Source organism: Gordonia sp. PS3, assembly GCF_041950545.1.
Classification (GTDB): domain Bacteria; phylum Actinomycetota; class Actinomycetes; order Mycobacteriales; family Mycobacteriaceae; genus Gordonia; species Gordonia sihwensis.
This window is the reverse complement of the sequence record NZ_CP169524.1, coordinates 2,062,277-2,078,468: the sequence shown is the minus strand read 5'-3', so window position 1 is coordinate 2,078,468 and position 16,192 is coordinate 2,062,277. Positions and strand designations below refer to the sequence as shown.

The window sequence follows — 16,192 nt, the reverse complement described above, 5'->3', positions numbered from 1 at the left end:
CGACTCGACGACGTTCCGCCTCTCCTCCTGCTGTTTCGCAGATCTCGGTCCAGCGAGTGCCTCCTTTCTCTCTACTTTCGCCCCGCTCGGGGGCTTGCCACGACTTCGCATCGACCCTATTCTGAACGCACTTCATTAATAGGTATGGCAAACCTAAGATACATGCGTGAGGAGCGATATGACGACGCTGGAAGCGCCACCGGTGCAGACCGCCGACGACCCGCCGACCGATCCGAAGGTTCAGCAGCGCGAGGACTCCCGCGCGCTCCGCGAACTGATGCGCCCGGTGGCCCCGCAACTGGCCCTCGGTCGTGGACTCGCGGTGATCTCGGGTGTGCTCGCAGTGGTCCCGTACGTCGCGCTGGTGCACATCGGCGAGGTCCTGCTCGATGCGGCCCGTGCGGAGGCACCCGTCGACGGCGATGAGGTGAACCATTGGATCGAGATCCTGATCGTCACCTTCACCCTGCGGCTCGCCGTCTATTTCGTGGCACTGGGCGTCACCCACTTCGCGGACATCCGACTGGGGCATACGATCCGCCTGCGGATGGTGGAACGTTTCTCGCGTGTGCCGCTCACATGGTTCACGTCGACGAACTCCGGCCGCGTGCGCAAATCGCTGCAAGACGATATCGGAACCATCCACCACCTCATCGCCCACCAGCCAGTCGACGGCACCCAGGCCGTGGTGATGCCACTGGCGTTGACGGCCTACGCGTTCGTCATCGATTGGCGGCTGGGTCTGCTGGCCATAGCGACGGTTCCCCTGTACGCCGCCGCGATGGCGTTGGGAATGCGCGGCATGGCGGAGAAGACCGTTGAGATGGACGCCAAGCTCAGCGTGGTCTCGGCACGGATGGTCGAGTTCGTCACGGGTATCACGGTGGTGAAGGCATTCGGACGGGTGGGCCGCGCGCACAGCGCCTATCAGGAGGCCGCCGGCGATTTCCAGGCCTTCTACTACGCCTGGGTGAAGCCGCTTCTTCGAGTCAGTTCGCTGGGTACCTCCCTGCTCGCGGTCCCATTGGTACTGCTGATCAACATCGGCGGCGGCGCCTGGCTGGTGCACCGCGGCGAGGTCACCACGGCCGACGTGCTCGCCACCTCGCTCATCGCATTGTTGGTCCCGTACGGCATCGAGGTGCTGATGAACTCCATGTGGTCATCGCAGATGGCGGGCGCGTCCGCGCGGCGGCTCACCGACCTGCTCGAAACCCCGACCCTCGACGACGACGGTGTTCGCGCCCAGCCCGAAGGACACGACGTGGAATTCGACCACGTCAGCTACTCGTACGGCGGGCCGGGAGCGGACCTGGCACTCGACGACGTCTCGTTCACCCTCCGCGAGGGCACGATCACCGCGCTGATCGGCCCTTCGGGCTCGGGCAAGTCGACCATCGCGACTCTGCTGGCGCGCTTCGACGATCCCTTCGCGGGGCAGATCCGCCTCGGCGGCGTACCGATCGCCGAGATCGACCACCTCTACCAGCACGTGAGCTTCGTGTTGCAGGAACCGCAACTGCCGTCGATCTCGCTCCGCGACAACATCGCCCTCGGCCGGCCGGACGCGACCGACGAACAGATCCGCGCAGCCGCCCGTGCCGCCCGGATCCTCGACGACATCGAAAGTCTCCCGGACGGCTTCGACACCGTCTACGGCTCGGCGAGCGGGCTCTCCGGCGGTCAGGCGCAGCGCATCGCCATCGCGCGTGCCGTACTGGTCGACGCCCCCGTCCTCATCCTGGACGAGGCCACCGCGCTCACCGATCCGGAGTCCACGCACCAGATCCAGCAGGCGCTCAGTGATCTGGCCCGCGACAAGACAGTGCTTCTGGTGGCGCACCGACCCGAGGTGGTCGAGGGCGTCGATCAGATCGTGCTCGTGGACAGAGGGCGCGTGCTCGCAACCGGCACGCACGACGACCTCCTCGGCGAGCCCGGCTACGCCCGCCTGTGGGAGTCGGTCGAGGAAGGCGAGAAATGATGAACCTGCCACTGATCGACATCATCCCGCGGATGAAGCGGATGGTCTCCGCGCCCGAGGCGCTGGCCCCGGCGTTGCTGGCCGCAGTGCTGGCCGGTCTGGTCGAAGGCCTGGCCCTGGTCGCGTTGCTTCCGGCCATCAGCTCGCTCGCATCCGGCGAACGGGTGTGGGGATCGGGAACCGCGGGATGGCTGATCGTCTTCGCAGTGCTCGCGGCGGCGGCCTTCGCGCTCATCTACATTCAGGAGCGGCGCACGTACGCGGTCGCTCTGGACTTCCTCCACAGCATTCACCGGCTGGTGGGCGACCAGGTGTCGAGACAGCCGCTGGGCTGGTTCGCACGCCCGCTCTCCGGCCGATTGTCGCGGATGGTCTCGTCGGAGTTGATGATGGCGGGCGAGATCTTCGCCCACATGATCGGCCCGCTGGTCTCGCGGATGACTGCGGCGATCGTGATCGTGGTGGCGTCGTGGTTCTGGAATCCGTGGCTCGGTCTGATTCTGACGATCGCCGCACCGGTGTTCGTGATCATCACCCTGGCGTCGACTGCGTTGATGCGCAGTGGCGAGCGGATTCACGAGCCGGAAGAGGTGAACCTGGCGAACCGCATCGTCGAGTACGCGCAGTGCCAGGGCGCACTGCGATCGTGCGGTCGGGGCCGCTCGTTCGCACCATTGGACGCCGCGTTCGGTGACACCCTCCGCGCCCGAAGAAGAGCACAGTGGATCGAGACCGCCGGTCTGTTGCTCTCCGGCATGGCGACCCAGGGAGTGATCGTCGCGCTGATCTCCATCACCGGAGCGCTGGCCGTCTCGGGGGCGCTCGAACCGATTCCGGCGCTGGCGTTCGTCGGTTTCGCACTGCGCTTCACTTCCACCCTCTCCACCATCACCGAGAGCGCGATGAGCCTTGAATCTCGGCGGCCGCTGCTCGACGCCATCGACGAGGTGCTCACCGCCGAACCGCTGCCTGAGCCGCCGTCTCCGGCCGAGTTGACCGCTCCCGGCACGATCGAACTCGACCGGGTGAGTTTCGCCTACCACACCGATCAGGATCCGGTCCTGCGCGACGTCTCGCTCCGGGTGCCCGCCGGTGCGATGGTGGCCCTGGTCGGTCCCTCCGGCAGCGGCAAGACCACGCTGATCAGACTGGTGAGCCGCTTCCATGACGTCGACGCCGGCACGGTGAAGGTCGGCGGCGTGCCGGTGACCGAGCAGACCACCGAGCAACTGATGGGGCAGTTGTCGCTGGTATTCCAGGACGTCTATCTGTTCGACGACACCCTTGAGGCCAATGTCGCAGTCGGCCGGAGCGGCGCGTCGCGGGATGAGATCCGCGCGGCGGCGGACCTGGCCGGCGTCACCGAGATCGCCGAGCGGCTCCCGGACGGCTGGGATTCGCGGGTGGGGGAAGGTGGGCGAGCACTCTCCGGAGGCGAACGGCAACGAGTCGCCATCGCACGGGCATTGCTGAAACGGTCACCGATCGTGCTGCTCGACGAGGCCACCTCGGCGCTCGATGTGGAGAACGAGGCGAACATCGTCGCTGCCGTCGAACGATTGCGCACGCAGGCCACCGTGCTGATCATCGCGCATCGTCTGGAGACGATCGCCGCGGCCGACCAGATCGTGGCGCTCACCGACGACGGGCGAGTGGAGGCGCAAGGCACGCACGAGCAACTCCTGGCCCAGGACGGCACGTACTCGCACTTCTGGAACCGGCTGCACAGTGCGCAGGGGTGGCGGATCGTCGCCGACTAATCTGGACCGGTGCAGGGTTCAAGCTCACCGGACAACCGGCCCGTCCGCGGCGGACGGAAGGTGGGGCGCAAGCCCGCCTTCACCGCCGACGACGTGGTCGCCGCGGCGATCGCCGAGGGCATCGACCGGTTCACGCTCTCGGCGGTCGCCGAACGGCTCGGCGTCGTGACGGCTGCCATCTATCGGCTGTTCCCCTCGCGCGACGACTTGGTGATCGCCTGCCTCGACGCGGCAGGGGCGACCATCGCGCTGCCGGAGCCGGGCAGCCGATGGCGCGACGTACTGCGGTTGTGGGCCGACGAGTGCTGGCGAGTCTGCGACGACTTCCCCGGCCTCGCGTTGCTCGTATACGCCTTCGCACCGGCGCCGTCACGGATCGAGCACGTCTTCGCCGCCTACGTCGCGGCCCTGGCGGCGGAGGGGAAGACCCGCGGCCAGGCGATGTTCGCCCTGGACTTCCTGGGCGACTCGGTATTCGCCTCGCACCTGTCGGTGGAGTCGATGCGCGCGGTAGACGAGCGCGGCGACTCCGGACTGGACCGGATCCGCCGGGCGCTCGGTGCGGGCGACACCGCTCTGCGTCCGGACGACTCGTGGATCGACCGCGGGGCGGTCGACACCAAGATCGACTTCATCCTCGCCGGCCTGGAACACCACTGGCCGGAGATCTGAGCCGCGCCCGGCGTCAGGCGCCGATACCGCGGGCGATCTGCGGCCAGGACTTGTGCAGCTGGTCCTGCCAGTACTTCCAGGAGTGCGAACCGGCCGGAACACGGTCGACCGTCGCCGGAATGCGGAGACGGCCCAGTTTCGCGGCCAGGTCCTCGGTGCACTGACGGGTCGCCGCCTCGATCGCGCCGCCGACGACGATCTGGTCGGTGAGCGTCGCCGAGTCCGGGACGTACTGCGGGGTGTCGTACTTGCCGGGCAGACCGGTCGCGGCGCTCAGGTACAGCGAGACGCCGCGCAGCCCGGCGGCGTTCACGACCGGATCGTTCTGACGCCACAGGGGACCGTTGTACGGCCCCCACATGTTCCGGGCGTCGCCGCCGCCGCGGGTCTCGACCACCAGCCGCACATACGTCTGGCCGGGCTGGGTGGAGGTGGCCGCGCAGCCGCTGTAGGCGGCGACGGTGCGATACAGACCCTTGTGGGCGATCGCCAGGTTCAGCACCGAGGTGGCCGACGAGGAGATGCCGGCGATGGCGTTCCGGCCGTTGGTGGAGTAGGTGCTGTCGATGACTGCGGGCAGTTCCTCGCCGAGGAAGGTCGACCACTTGTTGACGCCGAGCTTCTCGTCGGGCTTGAGCCAGTCCGTGTAGTAGCTGAACGCGCCCTTCATCGGAATCACCACGTAGGCGTTCTTCTGTGCGAAGAAGTTCACGACGTCGGTCTTGCCCTGCCAGGTCGCGGAGTCCTCGCCGCCACCGGCCCCGTTGAGGAGATAGAGCACGCCGGCGGGCCGAGACCGGTCCTTCGGCAGAAGGACGGTCAGCGGTATGTCGCGGTTCATCGCCGCCGAGTGCACCACGATGTCGGTGCTGGTGGGACCGGTGGCGCTGGACGACACCAGCGCGGAGGCCGGCGCGGCCGAGACGGGCGCGGCCGGCAGGCTCGCGCCTCCGACGATGAGGGCGGCCGCCGTGGCGGCGAGGGCGATTCGGGAGGGTCTGCGGATCACGGTTCGGAGTTCCTGTCGTCGGGGCGGGGGAGCGGAGCCTTTCGCGGAGCCCTGTCAGGCGAGCGGAGCCCAATCAGGCAATGAGGCTGGTCACATACTTGCACATTCCGTGTCCGCTATCGGCCCTTGTCGAACATCAGGTCGGGCCGCGCCCGTAGATTCGGGCGAACTCACCGCCCGCAGCCAGCAGCTCCGAGGCCGAACCGTGCTCGATGATCCTGCCGTCGGCGAGCACTGCGATCGTGTCGGCGGTCGCGAGCGTGGAGTACCGGTGGGTGACGATGAGCGTGGTGGTGCGGTTCCGCAGTGCCTCCAGACCACGGCCGATGATGAGTTCGGTGCGCGGGTCCGCGGCGCTGGTGGCCTCGTCGAGGATGAGGATGTCGGGGTCGGCGGCGAGCGCTCGCGCGACCGTGATGAGCTGTTTCTCGCCCGCGCTGAGTAGGGTGCTGTCGCCGGAGACCGGCGTCTCGGGTCCGCTCGGCAGCCCTGCCAGCAGCGAGTCGACCATCGCTTCGTCGACCGCCCGGCCATCGGTGGGGCGTCCGTAGTCGACATTCTCGCCCGCCGTCCCGCTGAACAACCACGGATCCTGCGTCACCACCGCCATCATCGACCGCACCTTCGAGCGCGACATCCCCGCGATGTCCTCGCCGTCGATCAGGATCCGTCCGGCGGTCGGGTCGGCGAACCGCTGCAGCAGCCCGGTGAGTGTGGTCTTGCCCGACCCGGTGGCGCCGACCAGCGCGGTGGTGCGTCCGGCGGGCAGCGTCAGGTCGATTCCGCGCAGGACGGGGCTGCCGTCGGCATAGGAGTAGTGCACGCGCTCGAAGGCGACCGTCGGCGGAAGCGTGTGCCGTCCGTGAGCGGCGACCGGCTCATCGTCGACCGCGGGCTCGGGCTCCTCGTCGGCGCCCAGGAACGTGCGCACGCGACCGAATGAGATGAAGCCCGACTGCAGGGTCGGCAGCGTGCTCGACAACTCCGTCATCGGGGCCGAGAGCTGCTGGGTGTACATCACGACGGCCTGCAGGGTCCCGAGCGTGACGGCGCCGTCGAGCATCTTGAGCGCACCGAGGACCGCGATGATCACGAACACCAGGGCGTTGCAGAAGGTGAGGACCGGGGTGATGGAACCGCTCCACGCCTGCCCGCTGCGCGCCGCGCGTTCCAGCCGGCGGTTGAGCTCGTCGAACTCCCGCGAAGTCTGCGGATGTCCGTCGTACGCGGCGATCATGTCGTGTGCACCGTAGACGTCTTCGATGTGTGCGCTGATCGACGAGGTGGTCCGCCACTGCGCCTGCATGTGCGGGCGGGCGAACCGGACCACCGTGAACGCCAGGGCCGCGGTGACCGGGATCGTGGCGAAGGCGATGAGGGCGAAGAAGGGGGAGAGCAGGATCAGCGCGACCGCCACCGCCACCACGGTGAGCACCAGCACCGGCAGTTGGACGAAGAGCGGGCCGATCACCGTCGACATGTTGTCGACGTCGACGGTCATCGCGTTGAGCACCTCGCCGCGCCGACCGCCCTCGAGTCGGGAGACCGGCAGACGGTGGATCTTGCGCTCCACCCGTTCGCGGATGGTGCGGATCGCGTCCTGAACCGCGCTGTTCACGAGCAGGCCGCTGCCGATGCGGGTGATCGTGACCAGGGCGATGGCGATCAACGCGACTGCGGCGGCGGCCCACAGCCGGTCCCAGTCGATCCCGGCGCCCGGTACCGCGCCGGTGGTCTCGACCACGTTGGCGAGATCGCCCTGCCCGCTTCTGCGGAGTTGCTCGACGGCCTGCTCCCGAGTGTCGCCCGCGGGCAGCCTGGTGCTCACGGCGCCGGAGAAGATGATGTTGGTGAGGCGGGCCAGGAGCACCGGCACGGTGACCGTCGACAGGGCGGCGACCACCGACAGGACCAGCGCGAAGCTCAGCCTGCGGTCGGAGCCGAGGAAACGCCGGAACTCGCGCAGCGCGCGGACGATCCTCATCGTGAGACCCCCGTCGCCACAGTCGGCCCCTCAGGAGCAGGAGCAGGAGCGGCCTGTGCCTGGGCGAACTCGCGGTACACGGCGCATCGGGTGAGCAGGTCCTCGTGGCGTCCAGTCGCGACGATCCGGCCGGCGTCGAGCACGGCGATCAGGTCTGCGGAGCGGACGTTGTCCACCTGCTGGTCGGCCAGCAGAATCGTCGCCTCGGGCAGAGTGGCCCGGATTCCCGAGAGCACCGATTCGGCGGTACTGCGGTCCATCGCCGAGAACGCCGAGTCCAGGCACAGGATCCGCGGTCGCCTCACCAGCGCGCGTGCCACAGCGAGCCGCTGCCGCTGTCCGCCGGAGAAGTTGGATCCGCCCTGCGCCACCTCGGTGGAGAGTCCGCCGCGGTCGACGACGGTCGTCGCCATCTGAGCCGCCTCGAGGGCGCGCCAGAGACGGTCGTCGTCGGCCTCGGCGTCGCCGAGGCGGAGATTCGATTCGACCGTGCCCGCCACCAGTGACTGACCCTGGCCCACGTGGGCGACGGCCGCGCGCAGGTCGGGCAGGTGCCACGCCCCGAGTCGGACGCCGCCGGCCTCCACGGTCCCGGATGCGGGGTCGAGCAGTCTCGGCACCAGCGCGAGCAGCGACGACTTGCCGCTGGAGGTGCCGCCGATCACGGCGGTCACCGTCCCCGGCAGGCACGTCAGCGAGACCGCGTCGACGGCCGGGTGATCTGCACCTTCATACCGCACGGTCGCCGACCGGAAGGTCAGCGGCAACGGACCGTCGACGACGGCGGTCCCGTCGTCGTCCAGGCCCGCGGGACGGTTGATCACGGCCGCCAGGCGGGTGGCGCTGGCGCGGGCGCGGGGGAGCATTCCGGCCAGTGCGATGAACACCGTGATACCCGCGACGATCTGCATCAGGTACCCGGTGAACGCCGTGAGGCCACCGATCGTCAGATGCGAGTCCTCGATCAGACGGGCGCCGAACAGGCTGGTGGCGACGCTCGCCAGATTCGCGATCAACAGGACCCCGGGCAGCAGCATCAACTGCAGTGCCGCGACCCTGCGGACCAGAGCCGTCAGATCGCGATTGACCTCGGAGAACCGGGTGCTGGCGGCCCGCTCGCGGCGGAACGCGCGGATGATCCGGGTACCGCCGAGTTGTTCGCGCAGCACCCGGTTGACGCGGTCGACCGCACCCTGGACGCGCGTGGCCAGGGGCGTGACATAGACGACGAAGATCCCGATGCCGATGCTCAGCACGATGGCGGTGACGACGATGACGGGTGCCAGGCGCACCGACTCCCGCAGCGACATGGCGATCGCACCCACGGTCACCAGCGGTGCCGCCACCGCGACGCTGGTGGTCAGGAACACCGCCTGTCCGACCACCGAGGTGTCGAGGGAGGTCCGAGTCAGGAGCGTGGGCGTTCCGAGTTCGTGATAGGTGGCTGTGGAGAAGTCGGCGACGTGCCGGTACACCGATCGACGCAGGTCGGCTGACGTGCCCGCCGAGAGCGCCGCGCCGAGCGCGATGGCGGCGAGCGAGGCGACCAGTCCGCCGATCGCGACCGCCAGCATGATCGCGCCCATCCGTTCGATGTACGGAACATCGCCCGCCACCACTCCGTTGTCGATGATGAGCGCGTTGAAGGTGGGCTGGGCCAGGCTCGCGGCCATCGCCAGGATCTGGGCGAGGATCACTCCGGCGACGATCGCGCGGCGGTTGCGCATCGACGATGCGGCGAGCCGGACGAGATCGGCGCCCGGCCGGGCCGCGTGTGCTCCACTCACCTGGAACGGCTCCCTTCCCGAGCGACGGCCCCGTGCGGGCGCGTGCTCGTGTCTCATGCGTGCCGGACGCCGGCACCGGATGCCAGTATGGCCAGCGTCGCCGGGCGGAGGGGGCGGACGGGTCGAACTCCACAAAGAACCCTGGTCCGACACCCCTGTGCGCCGTACCGCCTCGGCGGACGGACCGGACGTATTATCGCCGAGTGAAAATCAGCGGGGCGGATACACGTCCGGTGACATGGTCGATGGTGGCACTGGCCGCTGTCGGTGCGGCGTTGATCATCGCCTGGAACATCTGGGTGGCGCCGTTCGACCACCCGGTGTTCGGACTCTTCAACATGGGCATCGACACGCGCGTCTACCGCGGAGGGGCCGCGGCGGTGTGGGACGGACGCCCGCTCTACGACCTCCCTGTGTACAAGGTGTGGCAATTCACCTACACCCCGTTCGCCGCGATCATCCTGGTGCCGCTGGCCTGGATCCCCGAGCACTCCGCCCAGTTCCTGTGGAACGTCGGCAACGTCGTGTGCCTGCTGGGTCTGGTCGCGGTCTCGCTGCGCTCGCTGCGGTTCCGGATCGACGGGCGATTCGTCGCCTTCGTCGTTCTGTTCGCGGTGTCGGTGATCGGTCTCGAACCGGTCCACACCACGTTCTGGAACGGTCAGATCAACCTGGTGCTGGCGCTGATCGTGATCGCGGATCAGGTGCGGCGAAGCGAGCGGATGCGCGGAATCGGCGTCGGGCTCGCCGCCGGTATCAAACTGACCCCGATCTTCTTCACCGCGTACCTGCTGATCACCAGGCAATGGCGCGCCGCGGTGACGGCGGTCGTCACCTTCGGCGTCACCATCGCCATCGGTCTGGCCATCCTCGGTTCGGAGGCGTGGGGGTTCTGGACCGACAGCCTCTCGCAGACCGGGCGGATCGGGCCGATGGACCACCCGGCCAATCAGTCGCTCAACGGCTTCTTCGCCCGACTGGTGCCCATGGGACTCGGGCACACGCCGAGCTGGCTGTGGATTCCGGTGGGTGTGGTCGTCGGACTGCTCGGTCTGTGGGCGGCGTACGCGGCCCACCGCGCCGGCCAGGAACTGCTCGCGTTGAGCATCACCGGCATGACCTCGTGCGCGGTCTCGCCCTTCTCCTGGGGACATCACTGGGTGTGGGTGGTGCCCTTGCTGATGGTGGCGGTGGTGCACTGCTTCGACGCGGCCGACCGGCGCCGCCCGGTCACGTGGCTGTGGTGGCTGGCACCGGCCACGGTGGTGGCGCTGACGTTCACCTGGTGGCATCGGGTCACCGTCGTCGGCCCCCACGGGCACGAGGACATCAAACTCTCGTTCGGTGTGTTCCGGTTCCTCCGGGCCCCGATCGGCCCGGCGTGGGAACTGCCGTTCCGTTTGGCGGGCAGCGGGGCGTATGTCCTGTTGCTCCTGATCACGATCGCGGTCACTCTGTGGATGTGCGACGGGATGCGCGCGATACGATTCAACGCGACCGTGCCGCGTGTCCGTGACCGACATGCGGCAGCCGCCCCTCTCGACACCGAATAGAGGAATCACGACCGTGCCCGACAACGTCGCTGCCGAAAGAGCCCGCCTGCCCGAGACCGTCCGGGTTCCGGCGGGCACTACCGCCGGCGCCGCCATGCGGGACGCGGATCTGCCCGACGGTGTCGAACTGCCCAACAAGGGACCGCAGGCGGTGGTCGTCGTCCGCGAGGCCGACGGCACGCTGCGCGACCTGTCGTGGGCGCCGGAGACCGACACGCTGGTCGAGCCCGTCACCGCGGACTCGGAGGACGGACGCGCGGTGATCCGCCACTCGTGCGCGCACGTGCTGGCGCAGGCCGTCCAGGAGCTGAACCCGAAGGCGCATCTGGGCATCGGGCCGCCGATCACCGACGGCTTCTACTACGACTTCCAGGTGGACGATCCCTTCACCCCCGAGGACCTCAAGGCTCTCGAGAAGCAGATGAAGAAGATCATCAAGTCCGGTCAGCGGTTCTCCCGCCGCGTCTACGAGTCGAAGGAGCAGGCACGGGCCGAGCTCGCGGACGAGCCGTTCAAGCTCGAACTGATCGACGACAAGGGCGCGGCCGACGACGCCGAGGTGATGGAGGTCGGCGGCGGCGAGCTCACCGCCTACGACAACCTCAATCCGCGGACCGGGGAGAAGATCTGGGGCGACCTGTGCCGCGGCCCGCACGTGCCGACCACCAAGTACATCGCCGCCTTCAAGCTGACGCGCAGCTCGGCCGCCTACTGGCGCGGCGATCAGTCGCTCGCCGACCTCCAGCGCGTGTACGGCACCGCCTGGGAGTCCACCGAGGCGATGGACGCCTACCTGGACCGTCTCGCCGAGGCCGAGAAGCGCGACCATCGCCGGCTCGGCGCCGAACTGGACCTGTTCAGCTTCCCCGACGAACTCGGTTCGGGTCTGCCCGTCTTCCACCCCAAGGGCGGCATCATCCGCAAGGAGATGGAGGACTACTCGCGCGAGCAGCACGCTGCCGCCGACTACGAGTTCGTCAACACGCCGCATCTGACCAAGGGGCATCTGTTCGAGGTGTCGAAGCACCTCGACTGGTACGCCGACGGCATGTTCCCGCCGATGCACCTCGACGCCGAGTACAACGACGACGGCACCGTCCGCAAGCCCGGCCAGGACTATTACGTCAAGCCGATGAACTGCCCGATGCACAACCTGATCTACCGGTCGCGCGGGCGGTCGTACCGTGAACTCCCGCTGCGGCTGTTCGAGTTCGGTTCGGTGTACCGGTACGAGAAGTCCGGCGTGGTGCACGGTCTCACCCGGGCCCGCGGCTTCACGCAGGACGACGCGCACATCTACTGCACGCAGGAGCAGGTGGTCGAGGAGCTGACCACCACGCTGAACTTCGTGCTGCAACTGCTCAAGGACTACGGTCTCGACGACTTCTACCTGGAGCTCTCCACCAAGGATCCGGAGAAGTACGTCGGATCGGACGAGGTCTGGGACGAGGCGACACAGACGCTGCGTCAGGTCGGCGAGGCCTCCGGTCTGGAGCTGGTTCCCGATCCGGGCGGCGCCGCGTTCTACGGGCCCAAGATCTCCGTGCAGGTCAAGGACGCGCTGGGCCGCACATGGCAGATGTCCACCCTGCAGCTCGACTTCTTCGAGCCGGAGCTCTTCGAACTCGAGTACACCGCCTCCGACGGCACCAAGAAGCGACCGGTGATGATCCACCGCGCGCTGTTCGGCTCCATCGAGCGGTTCTTCGGCGTCCTCACCGAGCACTACGCGGGCGCGTTCCCGGTGTGGCTGTCGCCGGTGCAGGTGGTCGGCATCCCGGTCGCCGACGCCTTCGCCGACCACCTGCAGGGCGTCGTCCGGCGCCTCAAGGGCCGACGGGTGCGCGCCGAAGTGGACTTCTCCGACGACCGGATGCAGAAGAAGATCCGCAACCACACCACCGCCAAGGTGCCGTTCATGCTGCTCGCCGGCGAGCGGGACGTGGAGGCGAACGCCGTGAGCTTCCGGTTCCGCGACGGAACCCAGCTCAACGGGGTGCCCGTCGACGACGCGATCGTGGCGATCGACGAGTGGGAGGAGTCGCGCCGCAACGATTCGCCGACCGCCGCCACCATGCAGGACTTCCTCGATGCCGCACGCAAGCGTCGATGAGGGAGCAGCGGCGATGACTGATCCGGATCACCTGCAGCGGTTGTGGACGCCGCACCGCATGAGCTACATCACCGCGGCCGCGCCCAGGCGGGCGGTCGACGGCGGTGAACTCACCGGGCACCCGTTCCTCGACATCCCGCGGATGTCGGACGAGGACGGGCTGATCGTCGCGCGCGGGGAGTCGGTGTACGTGGTGCTGAACCTGTACCCGTACAACCCCGGCCACGCCATGGTGGTCCCGTACCGTCAGGTGGCCGACCTCGAGGATCTCACTCCCGAGGAGAGCCTCGAGTTGATGGCGTTCACGCAGCGGCTGATCCGGGTCATCAAGTCGGTCTCGAATCCGGATGCGTTCAACGTCGGACTCAACCTGGGGGCGCCGGCCGGCGGCTCGCTGTCGGAACACCTGCACCAGCACGTCGTCCCGCGATGGACGGGCGACTCGAACTTCATCACCGTCGTGGGGGACACGAAGGTGCTTCCGCAACTCCTCCAGCAGACGCGCGCGCTGCTGGCACAGGCGTGGAACGAACTTTCTTAAGGACGGAAATGCTCAGCATCCTCGGACGGGCCTCGGTCTCCAAGGTCACCTTGCCGATCGGCCGTGCGCTCATCCGCACCGGGCTGACCCCGGACGCGATGACTCTCGTCGGCACCGTCATCACGGTCGGGGCCTCGATCGCCCTCTTCTCGCAGGGTTACCTCTTCGCGGGCGCCCTCGTCACGTGGGCGTTCGTGATGTTCGACATGCTCGACGGCGCGATGGCCCGCGCCCGCGGCGGAGGCACCAGATTCGGCTCGGTGCTCGACGCCACCTGCGACCGGATCGCCGACGGCGCGATATTCGGAGCGCTCGCCTGGTGGGCGGCCTTCACCGCGCCGCACCGTCCGCTGTTGATCGCGACGCTGATCTGCCTGGTGACCTCGCAGGTCATCTCCTACGCCAAGGCGCGTGCCGAGGCCGCCGGGCTGTACGGCGACGGCGGCCTCATCGAGCGGCCCGACCGGCTCATCATCGTCCTGGTCGGCGCCGGCTTCACCGATTTCCCCGGCCTGCACTGGTGGTGGGCGATCCACGTCGCGATGTGGGCGCTCGCGGTGCTGTCGGTGATCACCGTGGGTCAGCGGATGTGGTCCATCTACTGCTCGCCGGGCGCCCGCGATCTGATCCCCATCGCCGTTCCGGACGAGGCCGGCACGGATGACGGCCCGGACGAGTCCGGCCGCACCGGCGACGGGGAGGCGTGATCGTGCTCGACAAGCTCGCCGAGTACGCTTCCGACTTCGGTTATCGCGCCGGGTGGGCGGCCGTCCGCTGGGCGCCGGAGTCGGTGGCCCGCAGTGTCTTCGACGCCGTCGGGACCGTCGCCGGCCGGCGCGGCGGGGGGCCGGAGCAGTTGCGCAAAAATCTTGCGCGGGTGGTCGGCACGACGCCGGAGCAGGTGCCCGACGCACTCGTCGAACAGGCGATGCGCTCGTATGCGCGGTACTGGCGAGAGGCCTTCCGGCTGCCGACCACCGATCCCGCCGACATCGTGGCCAGTGTGCGGATGTCCGACCACGACCGCCGCGTGGTCGACGAGGTCTGCACGTCCGGTAAGGGCGTGGTGATGGCGCTGCCGCACTCGGGCAACTGGGACATCTGCGGGGTGTGGCTGGTCGCGCACTACGGACAGTTCGCCACCGTCGCCGAACGGCTCAAGCCGGAGTCGCTGTTCGACCAGTTCGTCGCCTACCGGGAGTCGCTCGGCTTCGAGGTCTTCCCGCTCACCGGCGGCGAGCAGCCGCCCTTCCGGCTCCTCGCCGATCGGCTGCGCGCGGGCGGCATCGTCTGCCTGATGAGCGACCGCGACCTGTCGCACAGCGGGGTGCCCGTCGAACTCTTCGGGGAGCGGACGCGGATGCCCGCGGGGCCGGCGAAACTCGCCATCGAGACCGGCGCGACCCTTCTCGCCGTGCACCACAGCTACCCGGACGCCGACACGTCCCTGATCCGCTGCGGCACCGTCATCGACACCTCCGGTGGCGTGGCCGCCGCCACCCAGGCCCTGGCCGACGCATTCGCCGAAGGCATCGCGAGTGCGCCCGCCGACTGGCACATGCTGCAGCCGCTGTGGGAGAGCGACTGGTCGCAGGCGCGCCGCGACCGGCTCGGGGTGGACGGGGAGTAGCGCGGTGAAGATCGGCATGATCTGCCCCTACTCGTTCGACGTGCCCGGCGGCGTTCAGGCGCACGTGATCGAACTGGCGGAGGTCTTCATCGGGCGCGGGCACGACGTGCGGGTCCTCGCGCCGGCCGGGCCGGACGTCCAGGTGCCGGACTACTTCGACTCCGCCGGCCCGGCGCTCGGGATCCCCTACAACGGGTCGGTCTCGCGTGTGACCTTCTCGCCGAAGGCCTACCACCGACTGCGGCGGTGGATCGAGGTGAACGAGTTCGACGTCCTGCACGTCCACGAACCCAACGCGCCCAGCCTGTCGATGCTGTCGCTGATGGTCGCGACCGGACCGATCGTCACCACCTTCCACACGGCGACCACGAAGTCGCTGTGGCTCACGGCGTTCGACTCGATGCTTCGCCAGTACCGCGAGCGGATCTCGGGCAAGATCGCCGTGTCCGAACTCGCGCGCCGCTGGCAGATGGAGTCGCTGGGCAACGACGCGGTGGAGATCCCCAACGGCATCGACGTCGCGTCGTTCGCCGAGGCGACACCGCTCGAGGGCTTCCCGGCGCCGGGCCGGACCGTGATGTTCCTCGGCCGCTACGACGAGCCACGCAAGGGCATCGACATCCTCATGCGCGCCCTGCCGCACATCGTCGAACGCTTTCCGGACGTGACCGTGCTGGTGGTCGGGGGCGGAGACGAGAAGGCGCTGCGACGGCGCGCCCGGGACCTGTCCGGACATCTGCAGTTCCTCGGCATGGTCGACGACGAGACGAAGGCGCGGGCCCTGGCGAGCGCCGACGTATACGTGGCGCCCAACCTCGGCGGCGAGAGCTTCGGCATCGTCCTGGTGGAGGCGATGGCGGCCGGGACGGCGGTGGTGGCCAGCGATCTGGTCGCATTCCAACGAGTGCTCGACGGCGGTGACGCCGGCCGGGTGGTGGAGACCGGCTCGCCGATCGCGCTCGCCGAGGCGGTCGTCGGCCTGCTCAGCGACGAGCAGGCACGGCAGGAACTCATCGCCCGCGGGCGGGCGCGGGCGCAGCGGTACGACTGGAGCCATGTGGCCGACGAGATCCAACGGGTGTACGACACCGTCACGCTGGGCGCCGGTCCCGTCGTGGTGTCGGACTAGGGCCGTGCCGGAAGCCGATCGGAGACGACT

At 68.7% G+C, this 16,192-nt stretch carries 12 protein-coding genes; 9 read left to right on the top strand and 3 right to left on the bottom strand.

Annotated elements, in window-relative coordinates; all coding sequences use genetic code 11:
- Positions 1–178: 178 nt before the first annotated feature.
- From ACE11G_RS09585 to ACE11G_RS09575, 3 genes are read left to right on the top strand one after another with little or no spacing between them, the layout of a single operon-like run.
- Positions 179–1,984 carry an ABC transporter ATP-binding protein gene (locus ACE11G_RS09585; RefSeq protein WP_006896370.1) on the top strand — a complete coding sequence of 602 codons (1,806 nt, stop codon included), beginning with the start codon at positions 179–181 and terminating at the stop codon, positions 1,982–1,984.
- Positions 1,984–3,744 carry an ABC transporter ATP-binding protein gene (locus tag ACE11G_RS09580; RefSeq protein WP_045537650.1) on the top strand — a complete coding sequence of 587 codons (1,761 nt, stop codon included), beginning with the start codon at positions 1,984–1,986 and terminating at the stop codon, positions 3,742–3,744. Before ACE11G_RS09585 ends, ACE11G_RS09580 begins: the two co-directional genes overlap by 1 nt.
- Before the next feature lie 9 nt (positions 3,745–3,753).
- A complete protein-coding gene (locus ACE11G_RS09575) occupies positions 3,754–4,416 on the top strand; it encodes a TetR/AcrR family transcriptional regulator (protein ID WP_006896373.1) in 663 nt (220 codons plus the stop codon).
- Between the two features lie 13 nt (positions 4,417–4,429).
- Here ACE11G_RS09575 and ACE11G_RS09570 read toward each other — a convergent pair whose 3' ends face one another.
- From ACE11G_RS09570 to ACE11G_RS09560, 3 genes are all read right to left on the bottom strand, one after another.
- On the bottom strand, positions 4,430–5,425 hold the full coding sequence (locus ACE11G_RS09570; RefSeq protein WP_006896374.1) for an alpha/beta hydrolase family protein: 996 nt from the start codon (positions 5,423–5,425) through the stop codon (positions 4,430–4,432).
- A gap of 136 nt (positions 5,426–5,561) precedes the next feature.
- Entirely contained in the window at positions 5,562–7,409 is a 1,848-nt protein-coding gene (locus tag ACE11G_RS09565) for an ABC transporter ATP-binding protein (RefSeq protein ID WP_062367993.1), read from the bottom strand.
- A complete protein-coding gene (locus ACE11G_RS09560; protein ID WP_082781349.1) occupies positions 7,406–9,196 on the bottom strand; it encodes an ABC transporter ATP-binding protein in 1,791 nt (596 codons plus the stop codon). The genes ACE11G_RS09565 and ACE11G_RS09560 overlap by 4 nt, the downstream gene beginning before the upstream one ends.
- 203 nt (positions 9,197–9,399) lie before the next feature.
- Here ACE11G_RS09560 and ACE11G_RS09555 point away from each other — a divergent pair, with 203 nt between their 5' ends.
- The 6 genes from ACE11G_RS09555 (at position 9,400) to ACE11G_RS09530 (ending at position 16,162) form a co-directional block, all read left to right on the top strand.
- Positions 9,400–10,749: a glycosyltransferase 87 family protein gene (locus tag ACE11G_RS09555; protein ID WP_231650087.1), complete on the top strand. Its 1,350-nt coding sequence runs from the start codon at positions 9,400–9,402 to the stop codon at positions 10,747–10,749.
- Positions 10,750–10,843: 94 nt separating this feature from the next.
- Positions 10,844–12,862: a threonine--tRNA ligase gene (gene thrS, locus ACE11G_RS09550; RefSeq protein ID WP_375004126.1), complete on the top strand. Its 2,019-nt coding sequence runs from the start codon at positions 10,844–10,846 to the stop codon at positions 12,860–12,862.
- A gap of 13 nt (positions 12,863–12,875) precedes the next feature.
- On the top strand, positions 12,876–13,403 hold the full coding sequence (locus ACE11G_RS09545) for an HIT domain-containing protein (protein WP_006896379.1): 528 nt from the start codon (positions 12,876–12,878) through the stop codon (positions 13,401–13,403).
- Positions 13,404–13,411: 8 nt separating this feature from the next.
- Entirely contained in the window at positions 13,412–14,110 is a 699-nt protein-coding gene (pgsA, locus tag ACE11G_RS09540) for a phosphatidylinositol phosphate synthase (RefSeq protein ID WP_006896380.1), read from the top strand.
- Positions 14,107–15,033 carry a phosphatidylinositol mannoside acyltransferase gene (locus tag ACE11G_RS09535; RefSeq protein ID WP_006896381.1) on the top strand — a complete coding sequence of 309 codons (927 nt, stop codon included), beginning with the start codon at positions 14,107–14,109 and terminating at the stop codon, positions 15,031–15,033. The genes pgsA and ACE11G_RS09535 overlap by 4 nt, the downstream gene beginning before the upstream one ends.
- A gap of 4 nt (positions 15,034–15,037) precedes the next feature.
- Positions 15,038–16,162: a glycosyltransferase family 4 protein gene (locus tag ACE11G_RS09530; protein WP_006896382.1), complete on the top strand. Its 1,125-nt coding sequence runs from the start codon at positions 15,038–15,040 to the stop codon at positions 16,160–16,162.
- Positions 16,163–16,192: the final 30 nt, after the last annotated feature.